This is a genomic window from Hydrogenivirga sp. 128-5-R1-1 (assembly GCF_000171895.1).
Genome location: NZ_ABHJ01000005.1, coordinates 112,415 through 130,459, shown reverse-complemented (window position 1 = coordinate 130,459; position 18,045 = coordinate 112,415). Strand labels below are relative to the sequence as shown.

Here is an 18,045-nt window from a genome sequence, read left to right as displayed (position 1 = left end):
AGAAGTCTGCAGGGTTTGTTAGTATTTCACCTCTTCTTACGAGTTGTTTGTTGTATTTGCTCCAGTTCTTATTCATGGATTGTTATCTTACCAAGATATAAATTTAGATAAAACAGCATAATTTTTAATAAAATTTCTTCTTTATATATTCATAGTCACTCATTAATTTGATTTTTGCTTGGCATTTGTTGATAAATATCTGAGCACCATCTAAACTATCTAAGCCTGGTATTTCGATAAAAGTTATACTAATTCTACAGCTTGCGCCTGGATTAAACACAATAATATCGTTTTTATTTGTACTTGTTCTTATGCAATTCCCAGAGACATCTAAGTTTGCAAGCTTGCCAGTATATTTGTTAACTCTAAAAAACACATCATATATTTTGCCATTCTTTAACAGATATATGTTCTTAACGTTAAACTCAATAGGTACATTGCCATTATTATTTAGATCCATAAAGATTGAGATCCGCTGCATATAATCATAGTTTTGAATTGACATGGATCCCATAAGCCCTTTGCACTTAAAGTCGGTAGCAAAATATCTTTTTCTTTTAGAAGCGTTCCTATAAATATCAAGAAGTTTGTCTCTTGCCTTGGATTTCAGTAGACTCCTTACTCTTTCCCTAACACTGTCATACTTATATGAGGTTATTTTACAATAAAAACCTTTATTACTCTTATTATGCTTGCAATTTATACCGAACACTTTTATATCATTTTCTTTAACTTTACATACCATATCATAAATGTGATTAACTTCTTTTGAAACTTGATGTCGTATATCAAAAGCTAATCGCTCAAAACTACTATTATAAAAATCTATAAGTTTAGAAAGGAGTCCATTATGCTTACTATCAAACTCTTCAATAGTTAAGATCAATGTATTTTGCACATAGTTTATATTTAGCAAGGTTCTATCTATACTTTTGGCATCTTCACAGTAATTTTTCAACAACCGCCACATTGCTCTTTGAGCAGTGAGTAAATAGGGTGCTTTACCAGATAACACGTATGTATATTTTTTTGCTTCTGCTACTTCTCTATCTTCTTGATTCTCAGTCTCTCTGCTAACATCATGTATATAAGCCCATTCAATATTGCGGAGAAGGCCACGTACAGGAACGGCTATAACCTTTCCTTTCTCTGTCTTTTCTATTACAGCTTTATTTATATATTCATCAAAGTTTTTGGATGATTGTCCAATCTTTCGCAACTGTTCGTCATTAATTTTAGTCGCAGTAAGAATGGGTGTACAACCATTCAAAACCAGCAACATTAATAGAGCAGCATGTAAAGTGTATATGCCTTCGCTGCTTTCCTCATCTGTTAAATAATTATATCAAGTCATGGATCTTTTTCAATAGAGCGATAGTATAATTCGCCATTTATATGATTTCCCAGCCGACAGCTACGAGATAAATATACAAGCTTAAGTTCACAACCTTGCTAACCAGAAGCTTGCTTTGCCTATTTAGCGCTATACACTTGTCCCTAAGTGATGAATGAACGCATTTCTATTTACTTGCCCATGCTTACTAAAGTTTACAACTCTTGACCAGCGGTTACTCAAACTTGTGAAAGAGAACCTTTTCAAGGAATTGAGCGGAAGCGGGACTTTAACCCTCTGCCCCATAACGCTTGCACAGTAGAGTTTTGCATACAAATTGTGTAAACCCGATGGTTCTACTATACTCATTATCCCACCACCTCGTAGTGCCTGTGTTTCCACTTAGCTCCCAGCTCCTCCACCAGCTTTTTAGTTTTCTCCATATCAACTCCCGGGTAGTCCACGGCGGAGACCACGACTTCAAAGCCTTCTTTTAGAGCCTCTTTAATGAACTCAATAACCTTTTCAAAAGCCTCGGGCTGGGCAGGTTTGCAGACCTTATCGTAGGTCTCCTTGTCGGGTGCGTTCAAAGATACAGACCACACGTCCACGAGACCTTTAAGCTCTTTTAACTTCTCTTTGGGTAGGAACGTAAACATCAGTCCGTTTGTATCCACACGAACCCTTCCGCCTTTGGACTTTACATACTTAGCTATCTCCTTGAGCGCCGAGAACCTCAGTGTAGGCTCTCCGTATCCGCAGAAGACGATCTCCTCATAACCCGTAGGGTCGCCTATATATCTTATCACCTCCTCCACCGACGGGTCTCTCGTTGTCCAGACCCAGTAGCCCTTGACCATAAAGTTCCTCTCCCTCTCACGCTGACAGAAGACGCAGTGGAGGTTGCACTTGTTGGTAAGGTTTACGTAGAGCTTGTTGTTAATTACGTAAGTTATGGTCTCCTTCTTCCCGTTGTTGCCGATGTTGAGTAACAGCTTGGCATTCTCGGAGGTCATTCGGTCAACGTCTTCCAAAGATGTATTGGGCAGGAGCTTTGCAAGAACCTTTGCGGTGTGCCAGATGTAGGGCGGTTTGTTGGGCTTCCCGCGAACGGGCTGAGGTGCCAAGAAGGGCGCATCCGTCTCAAGGAGAACCCTTGTGGTAGGAGTTTTCTTAGCAACTTCACGGACGCCTTCTGCGTTTTTATAGGTAAGGATTCCCGAATAAGAGATGTAAAAACCAAGGTCAACTGCCTTCTTCATCGTCTCGTAAGAACCCGTAAAGCAGTGCATTATGCCTCCCACCTCGTAAGCCCTCTCTTCACTCAAAATCCTTATGGTTTCTTCCTCGGCGTCCCTCATGTGGATAACAACGGGAAGTCCCAACTCCCTCGCAACCGCAAGCTGTTTTCTGAAGACCTCCTCTTGCTTCTTTTTGTCCGAGTAGTTCTTGTAAAAGTCCAGACCCATCTCTCCGAGAGCCTTAACCTTCGGGTTATTTACCGCAAGGTATTTTAGCCACTCAATATCCTCGTCCGTAACCTTATCCGCCTCGTGAGGGTGAAAACCTATGGCGCAGTAGACGCGCGGATACTCCTCCGCCAATTTCAGGGCATTCTCTATGGTCTTCCTGTCATAGCCAATGGTGAGAAGATACTCCAGGCTGGAGTCGTTTATGGTCTCTTCAAAGTCTTCCTTCTTTAAAAGGTCTAAGTGACAGTGGGTGTCTATCATTGCAGGGAGTATATATTAGGCTTTTGGGATAGATTGACAAGGGTATGTATTAATGTAATATGTATGGCATGAAAAGGACAACATTATTTATTGAGGAGGAGCTTGAGGAGGAGATAAAAAGGATCGCAAGGCTAAAGGGTAAAAAGACCTCCGAGGTGGTCAGGGAAGCTCTTAGGGACTATGTGAAGAGACACAGGAGTAAAAAGACCCTATCCTTCGTAGGTATTGGTAAGAGTGGGAGGAAAGACCTCTCTGAGACCCATGAGGAAGAACTTTGGGAAAGGTAATAGCGGACACGGGAGCCATATATGCACTTGCAGATAGAAGCGACAGGTGGCATGAGAAAGTAAAGAGGTTCGTTCAGGAAGAATCACCAACACTCATACTTCCCAGCACCACACTACCGGAGATATGCTACCTGATAAACAAATACCTTGGGCAGGACAAGGAGAAGATGTTTCTCAGGGCAGTTCTGAAAGGTGAGATCTCGCTTGAGGAGGTGGGATTAGAAGATATAAAGGTGGCTCTCAGCTATATGAAAAGTTATAGGGAGCTGAACCTCTGTTCGTGGACGCAAGCGTCCTTGCAGTAGCCCAGAGATTGAAGGTTTACTACATCTTGACAACCGACAGGAGAGATTTCTCACCCGTGAAAGTGAACGGGAGAAAGCTGAATTTATTGCCTTGAACTTACTACCTTACCGAATTAAAAGCCTAGTGTTATGAATGAACTATGTTCATCCTGCAGAGTAACATACAACCTTCTGGAACAGCGTGCCGGTAAGCTTTTCTACATAGCCCTTTATAGGGAAGTTTGCTATCAAAAGCTCGCTTCCGACCCTGACCTTATCCCGTTTGTAGTTGGTCATGCCGTAGCTGAGTTCCCATTCAACCATGTAAAAGTCTCTGTAAAGGTTCCTTATGTATTCGGAGTTGTCGTAGGTTATCAGGATCCTGTGATCAGACCTCTCGACGACCTTGTAAAACCTCTCATGATCAAAGTCCGTATGGAGGTCACCCCTCCTGCCGTAGAGTCTTGAGTTACGGGCAGAGTAGTAGGGCGGGTCAAGGAATATAACCACATCTTGTCCTTCCATGTTCATGAGCTCTTCGTAATCGCAGTGGTAAAGCTCAACATTCTTAATGACTTCATAGGCTCTCTCCAACCTTTCTATAGAGCTCCATGTGAAACGCTTCTTAAAGGCTTGTTCAGAGTACCCGCCGCAATCTACGGTTCCCGAAAAGGTTATTCTGTTGAGAATAAAGAAGTCAACCGCTCTCTGTAGATCACTCAACTCCTGTTTTTCCCTCCTTGCGAGGATACTCTCAAAGAGCTCTCTCCCGTTTTTGGCGTTTTGCTTAATATGCTTTACCTCATTTATCAGCTCTTCCTTGTTTTCCTTAAGTTCTTTCCAGAAGCAGTAAAGGTCGTAATTCACGTCTCCCGCAATAAACCTTGCAGAGGGTTTGTTCTGAACCCAGTAAAAGGTTAAAGATGCCCCGCCCATCATGGGCTCTCTAAATTCTCTAAAGTCCCTCGGGAAGAACTTGGATAAGAACTTTACCGCCTTTGACTTGCCTCCGGGATACCGTAAAGGGCTCTTAATCATTCACTCCCTCCAACCAAAGATCAAAACCGTTGAACTCTGCCTCTTTAATAAGATAGGGAAAGAACTCCTCTGACTTCCGACTTTTGCCGGACATAAATGTTGTGATCTCCTCTCCTCTATAAACTCCCTTTATAAGGGATGACGTTAACTTTAAAACAGGCTTAAATCTGACCCTTTTTCCCGAGACCCATAACCCGCTGAGGTTTGAGTACAGGATTATCTTGAGAAGCCCGTCCTTTATATCGTTATAACTCGGGTGTAACCTTTTCTTGGAATGTTTAGCTTCTACAAGGTGCAGCATATCATTTCCCCGATAAACCTCGTCCACGGTGAAGTAGTAATAACCACCCAGATAGTTTCTGATCGTGATCTTAGCCTTCCTGCCCGTGCCGATCCTCTCCTTAGGTTGCAAGGTATTGGCTTCCCTATGCTGAGCTCCAACAGCCTTGCTCCTTGAAAACTCCTTAAACTCCTCTACACCTTTTACTATCCTCTTCATAAAGCCCACTAAGCCTTCCTCGGAGTGCATCTTTACACCCGTCTCTCCCTCAATCCTTCTGTAAGAGTATATAACCTTATCCATAAGTTGCTCTAAGTTCTCACCTGATAGCTCTTTCAGGTTCCAGTGCAGGGCTGAGGCATGATAATCCTTCAGTTCCTCAAGTTTACGAGCAACATAGCGGCTGTCAAATTTCTGAGACGTTACCTTACCGACCTTGCTCGCTCTGGAAGCTTGGGAATAGTAAGCAGGTATCACGTAAACGTTTAGCAAGCTCATCAGAGAGACCGTATCCCACTGGAGAAAGTCCCTGTCGCCTCTTAGTCCTTCATCTTTGACTATGGGTATAACAGTAACGCTCTTCACAGCTCCCACGTTCAGTGTGTCGTAAACCCTCGCATAAGGGTAGCTCCTCGTTCTCTTGGGCGAGACCCACTTGCTCAAGGCAAAGGTAACACCCTCAACTTCAAGCATGCATGAAGGTGGCAGGGCGTTTATGTCCAGATCTGCAAAGTTACCCACACTCTTCCTTAATAACTTTGTTCTTAGGAACTTCCTATATTTGAGGTTCTCAATTACACCGACCAGCTCCAAATTAGAAGACAACCCGACCGCACCCCGAGGATTTAATTTACCACCTAAACAAACACCATACCCGCGTAGGCTACCACCCTGTCGTAATCGCCCGTGACCTCTCCTGAGTTGGTGTAGTCTATGAGAATACCCTGCCTTGCGCCTAAGACCTTAGATGCTTCAATGCCCGCCACAGCAGGGATAAAGCCGCACATGGTTATGTTGTACTGAACGCGCTTGAGGTAGAGTTCGTCCGTCTGGAGGCGCTCCATAGCTGATATGAGTATCTCGTCCTTCCTCCTTGCCTCGTCCGCGGGTATATAGTGGGACATGTCAGAGCTTATGACTATCAGGGCATCAATACCCTGCAGGAGACTCCCGAGAAATCTTCCAAAGTCCCTTGCCCTGTCGTAATCAAGCAATCCCAGGATTATGGGAAGTATCCTGAAAGGACGCTCCGCGTACCTGAAGAGGAAGGGGAGTTGAACCTCAAGGGAGTGCTCGTATATGTGGGCGCTCTCGTCGGGGCTCGCGTAAGGATACTTAAGAACCATATCTCTCAGCTCTTCGTCTATCTGAACCTCCCCGTAGGGGGATTCCCAAGCCTCACCGGGGTAAACAGATATATCGGTTCCCATTCCCGTGTGATTGGGACCCAAAAGGACTATCCTCTCAGGTATGTAAACCCTCTTGTAAACCGCGCAGGCGGTCTTTCCGGAGTATATCAGTCCCGCATGCGGAACGAGAATAGCCTTAGCCTTCATTTTCTCTGCAGACTCTTCTCCGCAGAGTAGATCAACGAGCTTGCTAAGTTTCTCAACTTCCGCAGGGTAGAAGGTTCCCGCCACCGCAGGTTTTCTCTTCATGGGTATAAATATATGACTTTGGGCATTTAGGTTGGAAGAACGTAAACAAAATTTTTCAGTATCATATTCACTCGGAGGCTTGGTATGGCTGAGAAGGTGAAGATAGTTATAGACGACAAGGAGTACGAGGTTGAGAAGGGCAAGAGCGTCCTTCAGGCTGCCCTTGAGAACGGGATAGACATACCCTACTTCTGCTACCACCAGAGGCTTTCAATAGCGGGCGCCTGTAGAATGTGCGTGGTGTATTGGGAGAACATAAACAGGCTCGTTATATCCTGTAACACCCCCGTCCAAGAGGGCATGATCATAAGAACCCACCACACCAGCGAGCAGGTAAAGGAAAACCAGAAGTATCTACTCCAAGCTCTCATGACCAGACACCCCCTTGACTGCCCCATCTGTGACAAGGCGGGAGAGTGCGACCTCCAGAATTTCGGAGCCATCTATGGACCCCAGAGGCAGGTTGTTCCCATATCCGCATTGGAGAAGGAGAGGGAAGAGCACGACTGGGAGAGCGACTTCCTTGAGTACTACTCCAACAGGTGTGTGGTATGTTACAGGTGTACAAGGGCATGCGATGAGATAGTGGGTGCCCACGCCCTTTACGTTGAGAACAGAGGCTTTGACTCCAACATAGTTCCCACCGTCAGACCCATGGACACTTCCACCTGCGAGATGTGCGGGATATGCGTTCACGTCTGTCCCGTGGGTGCGATAATCTCCAAGCCCTTCAAGTTCTGGTCAAGGAGTTGGCTCCTCCAGAGGGAAACCACCCGTTGCAACCTATGTCCCGTGGGTTGTGAAGTCCAGCTTGAGTACGGAGTGGGAGACTGGCGATCCAAGAAAAAGGTCTATAGAACCAAGCCCACCGAGGATCTCAACATCTGTGCCAAGGCATTCTTCGGGTACGACGCCCTGAACGTGGACAGATTGCTGAAGCCTTACGCCCACGGAAGGGAAGAGAGCGTCGGAAACCTTGTGAACTTGCTGAGCTCAGTCCTCGGAGTCCACGAGAGGGAGACAGCCTTCGTCCTGTCGGGATACCTGCCCAACGAGATAATAGACAGCGTCGTAAAGATAGCCAAGGCGACCAACAGCTACGTGACCGCCCCCCAAACTGCGGACTTCTTCAAGCTGGCGGAAGCCCTCGGAGAGTATCAGCCCCCCACCATTGAAGAGGTAAAGGATGCGGACTTCTACGTTTTCGTGGGTGATGACATAACCTCCACCGCCACGGTGCTCACCTACTACACCAAGGGAAAGGTTTACAGGGTCGGCAAGGGCATAAGAGACGAGAAGTTTGAGCCGGAGGAGATAACCCTTGAAGAGGTAAATAACCTTGAAGGGAAAGGAGTTGTAGTTGTAAATACAACCTCCTACGAAGGTGATGAGGAGATAGGTAAGAAGTTAAAGGAGATTCAAGATAAAGGGCATAAGATACTGCTCCTGCCCAAAGAGGGTAACGTTTACGGGCTATATCAGAGGATAAAGGACATATACTCAGACGTGGACGAGGTAGTCAAAAAAGCCCTTGAGGGAGAGATAAACACCCTTGTGGTCTTCGGAGAGGACTTGACAGAGTACTACCACCCTGAAACCATGGAACAGCTTGCGGACAGACTTGAACACCTTGTGGTAGCCTCACCCTACGACTTTGGGCTATCGGTCAGAGCAACGGTTAAAGTTCCCATGGCTCTTATGGGGGAGACGGAAGGCACCTTCACCACCCTATTCGGAGAGGTTAAGGGTAAGAAGTTCCTACCTTGGGCTTTTGACGACATGTCCTTCTGGCAGTACTTGGAGGAAAACCTCTCTGGCAGAGAGGGAGAGATAAAGATCGTAAAAGGGAACAGCACACCTCCCTTAAGACCCGAGGTTCACATATACAGGAACGGCTGGATCACCAAGCGCAGCGAGAACCTCTCCAAGCTCTACGAAAAGAACAGAGAGGTCAGCGAGTACAGGGTTTAAGTCTTGAAGGTATGACCTTTCGGAATAGCTTTTAAAGGAAATAAAAGGGGAAGGAGGTTACGCCATGGAGTTCTCAAGGAGAGGTTTTATAGCGGGCAGTATGTTCGCCCTCACTTTTCCAAAACTTGCCCTATCCTCTGAAAGGAGGGTTTCCTTCGCATACAGAGTGAATATAAAGGAGAAGGGGAAAGCACGCCTTTGGCTTCCTATACCTCTCAATACAGAGTATCAAAGGCTCACAGGGATAAACCTCTCAGGTAGCTTTGAGAGCGCCCGCCTCACCAAAGACCCACTGTATAAGTCCCCAACGCTGTACGTGGAGTTCGGGAACAGGAAAGAGAAGCACATAGACGTTCTCCTCTCTGTATCCTACAAAGAAAGGGCTGTACCGCTCACTGACGCAAGATACAGGGTTCCCGAAAGCTTGAAACTTTATCTCAAAGCCACGCCCCACGTCCCGACCACCGGAAGGGTGAGAGAGCTCGCCCGGGAGATAACGAAGGGAAAGGGGACGCCCCTTGAGAGAGCCTACGCCATATACGAGTGGATTACAGAGAACACCTACAGAGACCCCAAGGTCAAGGGTTGCGGTCCGGGAAACGTGAACGACCTGATAGAGATATATGAAAGGGACGGAAAGGTAGGGGGCAAGTGCGCAGACCAGAGCTCCATATTCGTCGCCCTCTGTAGGGCTGTCGGTATACCTGCAAGGGAAGTTTTCGGTATAAGGGTAAGACCAGCCTACATATCAAAGACCCTCTCTATCAAGAAAGGCTCCAGAGACCTCACTAAGGCTCAGCACTGCAGAGCGGAGTTCTGGGCAGGGAGATGGATACCCGCTGACCCCGCGGACGTGACCAAGATGAGGCTGAAGGAGAAGCTAAAAGGGGGAGACCCGAGACTGGAGTTCGCCAAGAGGTACCTCTTCGGGAACTGGGATCCTCACTGGGTAGCCTTCAACTGGCTCAGGGACGGAGACCTTGAGCCCAAGCAGGAGGTTCTAAAACCTATGCCCTTCTTCGGCTACCCTTACGCTGAGGTGAACGGATTTGCCCTCAACTACCTTGAGCCCGATAGCTTCGTTTACAGGATCGTCAAGGTGTAAACTATTCCTGTGGAATATAAGAGACTCGCTGAGTTCTACGCGAAGATAGAGGCAACCACCAGCAGAACCCAGATGACCGGGCTCCTCGTGGAGCTCTTTAAGGAAACTCCCCCAGAGCTTATAGACAAGGTCGTCTATCTATCGGTGGGCAGGATAGCACCCGAGTATACGGGGCTTGACTACAACTTCGGTGAAAAGCTCGCGATCAGGTCTCTCGCAGAGATCCTGGGGATAGACGAGCACAGCGTTGAAGAGAGGGTTGTAGAGCTGGGGGACCTGGGGGACGCGGGACAGAAACTTTACGAGGAGAAGGGCTTTCAACCCAAGGGGAGCCTGAGCGTAAAGGAGGTTTACGAGACCCTCTTGGAGATAGCAAAGACCTCCGGTGTGGGTGCATTAAAGAAGAAGTCCGAGCTATTCAAGAAACTCCTTTCAAAGGCTACTCCCCTGGAGGTCAAGTACCTCCTGAGGACTATAACGGAGAAGCTGAGGCTCGGGATGGGGGACAACACGGTGATGGACGCCCTCGCCGTAGCCTTTACGGGCGATCAGAAAAACAGAGTTCACATAGAGCGGGCTTACAACCTTTCCTCGGACCTCGGATACGTTGCCAGGGTTCTCGTGGAAAAGGGTCTGGAGGGTATCAAGGCCGTAAAGATAGAGGTGGGAAGACCGGTAAGACCTATGCTCGCCGAGAGGATGGCTATACCTTCCCTCATACTCAAGAAGCTGGGCGGAAGGTGCGGCGCCGAGTACAAGTACGACGGTGAGAGGATACAGGCACACAGGAAGGGGGACGAGTTCTGGCTCTACTCAAGGAGGCTTGAGAACATAACCCACCAGTTCCCTGATCTGATAGAGTTCTTAAAGGAGTCCATACCCCACGACTTCATAGTGGAGCTTGAATGCGTGGTCATAGACCCGGCGAGCGGTCAGATACAGCCCTTCCAGGTTCTCATGAACAGGAAGGTGAAGTACGTCAGTCGCTACCACATCTTAAAGTATCCCGTAGCCGGTTTTCTCTTTGACATACTCTATCTGGACGGGGAGGATCTTACGCTTAAGCCCTACCCCGAGAGGAGGGAGACCTTAGAGAGGGTCGTTAAGACCACCGACAGGGTAAACCTTGCCACCAGGAAGATAGTGGACAACGTAGAAGACCTGGAGGCTTTCTTCCACCAGGCTATTGAGGACGGATGCGAGGGGCTCGTATGCAAGTCTCTCGCCGAAAACTCCATATACGAAGCGGGGAAGAGGGGCTTCCTATGGATAAAGTACAAGAGGGACTACAAGTCACACTTAGCGGATACCCTTGACCTCGTTGTGGTGGGGGCTTTTTACGGGAAAGGGCAGAGAGCAGGGCACTTCGGTTCGCTCCTGATGGCGTGCTACGACCCAGAGACCGACCAGTTCAAGACGGTCTGCAAGGTTGGGACGGGTTTTACCGAGGACGACTTCAAGAAGCTTGAGGAGATATTAAAAGACCACAGGATAGACCACAGACACCCGAGGGTGAACTCCATAATCTCGGCGGACATCTGGTTTGAACCTTTCTTAGTCCTTGAGATAACGGGGGCTGAGCTCACCTACAGCCCGGTTCACACCTGCGCTTGGGACAAGGTAAAGCCCGGAAGGGGATTGGGGCTGAGGTTCCCGAGGTTCACGGGAAGGTACAGGTTTGACAAAAGACCCGAGGACGCCACCACCGAGAGGGAGATACTGGAGATGTTCCTCCAGCAGAAGCAGTACAGGGCTGTTTAAAGGAGGTGCAGAAAAAGGGGGACGGTAAAGAAACTCAAGAGTATCCCCAGGGTTATGGCGGACACCGCGAGCCTTTCATCAAGTCCGTACTTTATGGCGAGGACTCCCGCCATCACCATCGGAGGCATAGCGCTTTCCAGAAGTACGACCCTGTAGTTCAGGGTGTCAAGACCGAAGGTCTTAAGTCCGACCAGAACCAGCAGAGGAACTAAGAGCATCTTCAGGCTCACCGTCAGGAGTGCGTTCTTTATTGAGTCAAGCAGGTGTTTGGGGGAGAACTTCAAGCCAAGAGAGAACAACACCACGGGTATGAGGGACTTTCCCGTGGTGTCTATGAACACGGACAGGAAGGCTGGGATTTCCAGAGGTCTGCTCAGAAGGGCGAGCAGGAGAGCCACAAAGGGCGGAAATAGGATAACCTCCCGGAGGGAAAACCTTCCCGTGGCTATCAAGAACCCCACGGACACGACGAGCAGAAAGGAGCCGAGCTGGTCGTAGAGGACTGCGTACCTGAGACCTTCGTCCCCGAACAGAGCAAAGGTGAAAGGGTAGCCCATGAAGGCGGTGTTCCCGAAGGATGAGACGAGGACAAAAGCCTTCAGCGTCCTGTCCTCCATCTGCAGAAGTCTTCCCACAATGAAGGAGATCAGGAGGGAAAAGAGAATCACCAGCCAGGCTGATAGGACGACTCCCACGGCGTCAGCCGTCAGTTCAACCTCTCTGACCTTGCCGAAGACGAGAGCTGGCAGCGAGAAGTATATCACGTAGTTTATGAAGGCTCCCGCATCCTCCTCCCTGAAGACCCGAAGTAGTTTGAGTGCGTAAGCCAAGAGGAATATCAGGGCTACGAAAAGAACCCTTTCGTGCATGGGCTTTTTAGTATATCATTTACCCTGAAATGAACATAAATGCAGTGGTTGAAGAGGTAGCGAAGGTCGTAAGGGGGAAGGAGGAGGAGATAAGAAGGTCCCTTATATGCTTCCTCGCGGGGGGACACCTGCTCATAGAGGATATACCCGGTGTGGGGAAGACCACGCTCGCCCTTGCCCTGTCCAAAGCCATGAGCCTCAGCTTTGCGAGAATTCAGTTCACGAGCGACCTCCTTCCCTCGGACATAGTTGGGACATCGGTCTTTGATCAGTCCAAGAGGGAGTTCGTCTTCAAGGCTGGTCCCGTGTTCAACAACGTGGTTCTTGCGGACGAGATAAACAGGGCAACTCCCAAGACCCAGAGCGCCCTTCTGGAAGCTATGGCTGAGAGGCAGGTAACCGTTGACGGAACGACCTACGAACTTCCGGATCCCTTCTTCGTTATCGCAACACAGAACCCCATGGAGCACTACGGAACATACCCGCTTCCCGAGTCCCAGATGGACAGGTTCACCATGAGGCTCTCCATCGGATACCCGGACACGGACACTGAGAGGGACATAGTGATGGGTGTGAATCCCCTGGAGAAGGTGAGCACCGTAAAGGAGGTGGTCAGTGCACATGACATAAGGGAGGCTACAGAAGAGGTGAAGAAGGTGTACATATCGCCGGAAGTTGCTGAGCTCATAGTTTCCATAGTGTCCCAGACACGCTCGGATGCGAACATACTCCTCGGGGTATCCACGAGGGGGGCTATCCATCTGGCGAACTGCGCCCGCGCCTTAGCATACTCCAAGGACAGGGACTTTGTAGTCCCCGAGGATGTCCTTGAGATGGCGGTGCCAGTGCTATCCCACAGGTTGATAGTCAGGGAGGGGATGGACAAGGAGGAGGCTGTAAGCGAAGTACTCCAGAGAGTAGAGATCCCAAGGTAAAATATGAGCCATGTTCACACTCCTGATAGACATGGACGGTGTCCTCACTAAGGACAAGGAGTTCAACCCCTTTGAGCACGCCCCAGAGTTCATTAAAAGCCTCAAGGAGAAGGGTGTCCCGTTCCGTATAGTCTCTAACAACTCTACCCGTTCCCCAGACCTTATAGTCCACAAACTCAAGATAAAGGGCTTTGACATAAAACCGGGGGAGTTCATATCGCCCGTGGGTGTCCTCCCTGACTACCTGAGGGATAAGGGTATAAGCTCTATCTTTGTTATAGGGACGAGGATGCTCGCGGACTTCCTCAGGGAGTCTGGATTTGATGTCAGGGAGACCCACGATGTAGACGCGGTCGTTGTAGGTCAGGACAAGGAGATTGATTTTCTTAAATTGAAGACCGCCGTGTCGGCGGTGTTTCTGAACGGAGCTAAGATAGTCCCCGTGAACCTATCGCGGATAGTGAAGGACTCGGACGGTCTCTACTTCCCCGGAGCCGGCTCGGTCGCCCACATGCTCGCCTACACAACGAGATACGAAGAGGAACTCCCTAACCTGGGGAAGCCCTCGGCGGATTTCATAAAGCTCGCCCTTAAGGGTCTGCACACAGAGGAGGTTTACCTTATAAGTGACGACATATACACAGACCTGATGGGAGCAAAGGAGCTCGGTATAAAGACCATATTCATGACAACGGGCAAGTACAGGGAGGAGGAGCTCAAGAAGACGGACTTCAAGCCAGACTACATATTCCACAGTCTTCAGGAGCTTGAGAATAAAATATTTGAGTGGCTAAGTGGCTAACCCTTCTGCTGGCGCTGGTCTCCCTATCCCTGTCCGCAGAGATTCTCTCCAAAAGCCTTACGAGAGACGAGGAGGGAAACCTCATAGCGGAGGGAGACGTTGAGGCTGAGTACAGAGAGTACATCATAAGGGCGGACAGGGTAAAGTACAACCCTGCAACCAAGGAGGTATTCGCCTACGGCAACGTTTACGTAAAGAGAAAGGATGGGAGCCTTGAGGTTCTGGGAAAGGAAGCCTACATAGACCTGAAGGCTGAGTTGGGGTACTTCATAGACGCGGAGGGTAAGTTCAGAAAGTTCTACTTCAGTGCCAGGAAGATAGAGAAGGTGGGAGAGGAGGTATACCACATATACGACGGTGAGGTAACCACCTGTCCACCGGACAAGAAGGAGCTCAAGGTATGCTTCTGGAAGGCGAGGGTTTCCGACAGGTACGTATTCTCCTTTAGCAACTCTCTGAAGTTCTTCAGGGTTCCCTTCTTTTACAGCCCGGTGGTCGTGTTCCCCGTCGGGGACAGGAGGTCTGGTCTCCTACCTCCCATGATAGGGCAGAACACCTACAACAACCTCATATACATACAGCCCTTTTACTGGGCTATATCCAGGGACAGAGATGCGACCTTCACCCTTGATTACAGGGACAAGCAGGCTAAAGGCTTGCAGGTTGAGTACAGGCAGGCGTTTACGCTAAAGGATAGACTTTACTTCAGGCTCTCTTATTACAAGGAGCCTCTCCCTCCGGGTGAGTGGTGGGAGGGTAGAAACCTTCAGACGTTAAGGGAAAACAGGTTCAGGCTGGAATTCAACACGGGGTTTAAGAACTGGAAGTTCGGGCTTGACCTCCCCTCAGACCCCTACTTCTTTGAGGACGTTTACTTCACCCAGAAGAGGAGAACCGTCCCCTATACACTCTCCTACATAACCTACACCCGTATGGAAAGGGACTACTTCCTGTCCTTCAACCTAAGGAACTTTTACGACCTCACATCGGACGACAACGACGGGACATTAAACCTGCTCCCTGAGTTCGGCTTCTACTCAAGACCAAAGCAGGTGGGTTCCCTCTTCCTGAACCTCACGAGCACCTTCACGAACTTCTACCGGGAAGAGGGACTCAGGACGCAAAGGCTCGTGTTCACACCCCAGGTGGAGCTACCCATGAAGCTCTTCGGGATGAACAACTACGCAGGGCTAAAGCTAATAAATAACTTCTACTTCACCGAGGGCGAAGATTACCCTGACGAGAGGGTATCCTCCGTTTACTTTGAGGACAGACTACCCTTCTTCGGGGGCTTCTCCTGGAAAGGGTTGTCTTTTTCAAACGTGTTTGAGCTCGTATACTCCTTCTCACCTCAGAACTTCAACAACCCTCAGCTTGACAGCTTTGACGAGGTGACCAAGGAGAACAACATAAAGGCAAGGTACAGCTCAAGCCTGAGCTACGGGGGAAGAGCGGTTGCAAGCCTGTTCTTAGAGGGTGGATACAACCTGCTCAAGTCTTACAGGTTTCCCACCGACAGCAAGCTGGTTGAGAAGAGCCTGCTGCCCTTCAGAGCGATCCTCAGCCTCTACCCTACAGAGTGGCTCAGCCTTACAGAGGATGCCACGTACGATGCAAACCTTGGCGTACTCGCCAGGAGTGTCAGCTCGGCTAACCTGAAGGTGTGGAGGGCGAACCTGGGAGGGAGCTACGTGGTATCGCGAGACAGCGACAAAAAGAGGCTCTCAGACCAGTACACCCTCACAGGGGAGGTGAGCGTCAGCAGGTTTTTGATGGGGGGCTCTGTTACACGGGACAATGTGTCAAAGCGAGAGCTATACAGGAAGGTTTACCTCGGCGTTAAGGGAGCCTGCTGGTCCCTGACGGCAGACTACAGGAGAACATACTACGGCTCCGAGAAGGGCTACCTTAGGGAGGTGTTCGTGGTATTCAACATGTTCAACATGAAGGACTTTAAACTGCCACTGCGGAGGAAATGAGATCCTTGAGCTTCCTCGTCTGAGCCTCCACATCTTTTGCAGAGAATATGCCGGAGCCCACGACCACAACGTCCGCTCCAGCCCTGACCACCTCCACCACGTTATCCTCCTTGACACCTCCGTCTACCTCTATAAGACAGTCAGGATTTAGCCTGTCCCTCATGTCCCTGAGGAGCGAAAGCCTCTCAAGGGAACGCTCAATGAACCTCTGACCGCTGAAGCCGGGGTTAACGGACATAAGGAGAACATAGTCAGCATAATGGATAGCCTCCTCTACGGCTGAGAGGGGTGTTCCCGGATTAAGAACCACACCAGCCTTAGCCCCCAACTCTCTTATTAAGGTGAGCGTTCTGTGAATGTGGGGGACGTTCTCTATATGGACGCTGATCCACTTCGCTCCAGCCTCCACGAAGGAGGGTATGTACCTGTCTGGGTTCTCTATCATCAGGTGGGCGTCCACGGGGACGTTTACCCTCCTGCTTATGCTGGTGAGTATCTCTGGACCGACCGTTATGTTGGGAACGAAGTGCCCGTCCATGACGTCAAAGTGTATTATGTCCGCCCCACCCCTCAGTGTAGCCTCTATCTGCTCGCCTATGTTCCACCAGTCGCCTGCGAGTATAGAAGGTGCGAGGAGCTTCTCCATGACTTAAATATTAATCCATTTCGTCTGACAGGGAGTCCATCTCCTACTCAGCCTCCTCCTCTACCCTTATGAGGACGGGCTTGCCCACCACCACGGGAAGACCCTCTATCTCAGAGAGAGCCTTCTGCACATCAAGCTCGTAAGCCTTGTGGGTCAGAACTACGAGGGGGACTACGGGCTCACCCTTCCTGCCCGCGAGCTCACACACCATCTCCTTCTGGAGGACGGCGGCTATGCTTATGTTGAAGTCCGCCAAGACCCTTGAGATAGACGCGAGGACGCCCGGTCTGTCGGGAACGTCAAACCTGAGGTAGTATCTGCTGAAGAAGTTCTTCCTGACCTTTATGTCCGTATCCTCCCAGTCTATAGGCGTTACCTCTCCACCGTTCCCGGAGAGCAAAGACCTGCCTACATCAACTATGTCGGAAACGACCGCTGACGCGGTAGGCAGGGAACCGGCACCCTGTCCGTAGAACATGGTCTTACCCACGAAGTCGCCTTCTATCATGACGGCGTTGTAAACACCCGAGACTTTAGCGAGGGCTTCGTCCGAGTGTATGAAGGTGGGGTGAACCCTTATCTCAGCCTCCCCGCCAAACCTCTTCGCTATGGCGAGGAGCTTAAGGGTGTAGCCTAACTCCTTTCCCAGCTCCACGTCAAGCTTGTCCACGTCCCTTATGCCCTCAACGTGAACCTCCTCAAAGGGAAAGTACCTGCCGAAGGCTAAGGAGGCGAGGATGTTTATCTTGTGGGCTGCGTCCCATCCGTCTATGTCAAGGGAGGGGTCAGCCTCAGCGTAGCCCTTATCCGAAGCCTCCCTGAGAGCACTATCAAAGTCCAGGTTCTCCTCAAACATCCTCGTGAGTATGTAGTTGGTGGTTCCGTTAAGTATGCCGTATATGGTACCTATCCTGTTGCCCACGAGACCCTCCCTGAGAGCCTTTATGACGGGTATGCCCCCGCCGACGGAAGCCTCAAAGCCGACCCTAAGGTTTTTCTCCTGTGCCTTCAGGAATATCTCTTCACCTTCAAGGGCTAAGAGGTGCTTGTTCGCCGTTACGACGTGCTTCCCCCTATCAAGCGCCTCAAGTATCAACCTCTTCGCAAAGTCCTTGCCACCGACAAGCTCAACCACTATATCGCAGGACTCCAGGACTTCCTTGTAGTCGGTGGTTCTGACCTCTTCAGGGACGTTGAACTCCCTCTTCCTGCTCCAGTCAAGGTCTGCGACCTTCCTGAGCTCAAAATCTATGCCTGTCTTCTTCCTGAGGACTTCCCTGTTCCCAAGGAGCAACCTTGCCGTCCCGGTGCCGACAACACCGCAGCCTACTATGCCCACGCTTACCTTCACAGCCCTTATATGA

Annotated in this window: 16 protein-coding genes; 8 read left to right on the top strand and 8 right to left on the bottom strand. The window is 49.6% G+C overall.

Annotation, left to right across the window (positions count from 1 at the left end):
• Positions 1-124 precede the first annotated feature (124 nt).
• Both HG1285_RS11055 and HG1285_RS11060 read right to left on the bottom strand, forming a co-directional pair.
• Entirely contained in the window at positions 125-1,282 is a 1,158-nt protein-coding gene (locus tag HG1285_RS11055) for a hypothetical protein (protein WP_008287094.1), read from the bottom strand.
• Between the two features lie 419 nt (positions 1,283-1,701).
• Complete coding sequence (locus HG1285_RS11060; RefSeq protein WP_008287093.1) at positions 1,702-3,066, bottom strand: YchF/TatD family DNA exonuclease; 1,365 nt, start codon at positions 3,064-3,066, stop codon at positions 1,702-1,704.
• A gap of 68 nt (positions 3,067-3,134) precedes the next feature.
• Here HG1285_RS11060 and HG1285_RS11065 point away from each other — a divergent pair, with 68 nt between their 5' ends.
• Positions 3,135-3,353, top strand: coding sequence for a type II toxin-antitoxin system VapB family antitoxin (locus tag HG1285_RS11065; protein ID WP_008287092.1), 219 nt, complete (start codon positions 3,135-3,137; stop codon positions 3,351-3,353).
• Entirely contained in the window at positions 3,341-3,658 is a 318-nt protein-coding gene (locus HG1285_RS11070; protein WP_008287091.1) for a PIN domain-containing protein, read from the top strand. Before HG1285_RS11065 ends, HG1285_RS11070 begins: the two co-directional genes overlap by 13 nt.
• A gap of 144 nt (positions 3,659-3,802) precedes the next feature.
• Here the strand turns inward: HG1285_RS11070 and HG1285_RS11075 are convergent, their stop codons facing one another.
• From HG1285_RS11075 to amrB, 3 genes are read right to left on the bottom strand one after another with little or no spacing between them, the layout of a single operon-like run.
• Entirely contained in the window at positions 3,803-4,675 is an 873-nt protein-coding gene (locus tag HG1285_RS11075; protein WP_008287090.1) for a DNA adenine methylase, read from the bottom strand.
• Complete coding sequence (locus HG1285_RS11080; RefSeq protein WP_157560529.1) at positions 4,668-5,780, bottom strand: hypothetical protein; 1,113 nt, start codon at positions 5,778-5,780, stop codon at positions 4,668-4,670. Before HG1285_RS11080 ends, HG1285_RS11075 begins: the two co-directional genes overlap by 8 nt.
• Before the next feature lie 32 nt (positions 5,781-5,812).
• Positions 5,813-6,613 (bottom strand): AmmeMemoRadiSam system protein B, encoded by an 801-nt coding sequence (amrB, locus tag HG1285_RS11085; protein ID WP_008287088.1) that lies wholly within the window; start codon positions 6,611-6,613, stop codon positions 5,813-5,815.
• Positions 6,614-6,697: 84 nt separating this feature from the next.
• Between amrB and HG1285_RS11090 the strand changes: the two genes are divergently transcribed.
• The 3 genes from HG1285_RS11090 (at position 6,698) to HG1285_RS11100 (ending at position 11,450) form a co-directional block, all read left to right on the top strand.
• Positions 6,698-8,584, top strand: coding sequence for a 2Fe-2S iron-sulfur cluster-binding protein (locus tag HG1285_RS11090; protein ID WP_008287086.1), 1,887 nt, complete (start codon positions 6,698-6,700; stop codon positions 8,582-8,584).
• Positions 8,585-8,648: 64 nt separating this feature from the next.
• Positions 8,649-9,689, top strand: coding sequence for a transglutaminase domain-containing protein (locus tag HG1285_RS11095; RefSeq protein ID WP_008287085.1), 1,041 nt, complete (start codon positions 8,649-8,651; stop codon positions 9,687-9,689).
• 9 nt (positions 9,690-9,698) lie between these two features.
• Positions 9,699-11,450: an ATP-dependent DNA ligase gene (locus tag HG1285_RS11100; protein WP_008287084.1), complete on the top strand. Its 1,752-nt coding sequence runs from the start codon at positions 9,699-9,701 to the stop codon at positions 11,448-11,450.
• On the opposite strand, the gene HG1285_RS11105 is transcribed toward HG1285_RS11100, so the two are convergent.
• Entirely contained in the window at positions 11,447-12,319 is an 873-nt protein-coding gene (locus HG1285_RS11105; protein WP_008287083.1) for an AEC family transporter, read from the bottom strand. The two genes, HG1285_RS11100 and HG1285_RS11105, sit on opposite strands and share 4 nt — an antisense overlap.
• A gap of 29 nt (positions 12,320-12,348) precedes the next feature.
• Between HG1285_RS11105 and HG1285_RS11110 the strand changes: the two genes are divergently transcribed.
• The 3 genes from HG1285_RS11110 to HG1285_RS11120 are packed head-to-tail and all read left to right on the top strand — an operon-like array spanning position 12,349 to position 16,035.
• Positions 12,349-13,254, top strand: a complete 906-nt coding sequence (locus HG1285_RS11110) for a MoxR family ATPase (RefSeq protein ID WP_008287082.1) — start codon at positions 12,349-12,351, stop codon at positions 13,252-13,254.
• A 10-nt stretch (positions 13,255-13,264) separates the two neighbouring features.
• Positions 13,265-14,056, top strand: a complete 792-nt coding sequence (locus HG1285_RS11115; RefSeq protein WP_008287080.1) for an HAD-IIA family hydrolase — start codon at positions 13,265-13,267, stop codon at positions 14,054-14,056.
• A complete protein-coding gene (locus HG1285_RS11120; protein ID WP_008287079.1) occupies positions 14,041-16,035 on the top strand; it encodes an LPS-assembly protein LptD in 1,995 nt (664 codons plus the stop codon). Before HG1285_RS11115 ends, HG1285_RS11120 begins: the two co-directional genes overlap by 16 nt.
• On the opposite strand, the gene rpe is transcribed toward HG1285_RS11120, so the two are convergent.
• Both rpe and HG1285_RS11130 read right to left on the bottom strand, forming a co-directional pair.
• On the bottom strand, positions 16,010-16,681 hold the full coding sequence (rpe, locus tag HG1285_RS11125) for a ribulose-phosphate 3-epimerase (RefSeq protein WP_008287078.1): 672 nt from the start codon (positions 16,679-16,681) through the stop codon (positions 16,010-16,012). The genes HG1285_RS11120 and rpe overlap by 26 nt on opposite strands.
• A 43-nt stretch (positions 16,682-16,724) precedes the next feature.
• Positions 16,725-18,032, bottom strand: coding sequence for a homoserine dehydrogenase (locus tag HG1285_RS11130; RefSeq protein WP_008287077.1), 1,308 nt, complete (start codon positions 18,030-18,032; stop codon positions 16,725-16,727).
• Positions 18,033-18,045 lie beyond the last annotated feature (13 nt).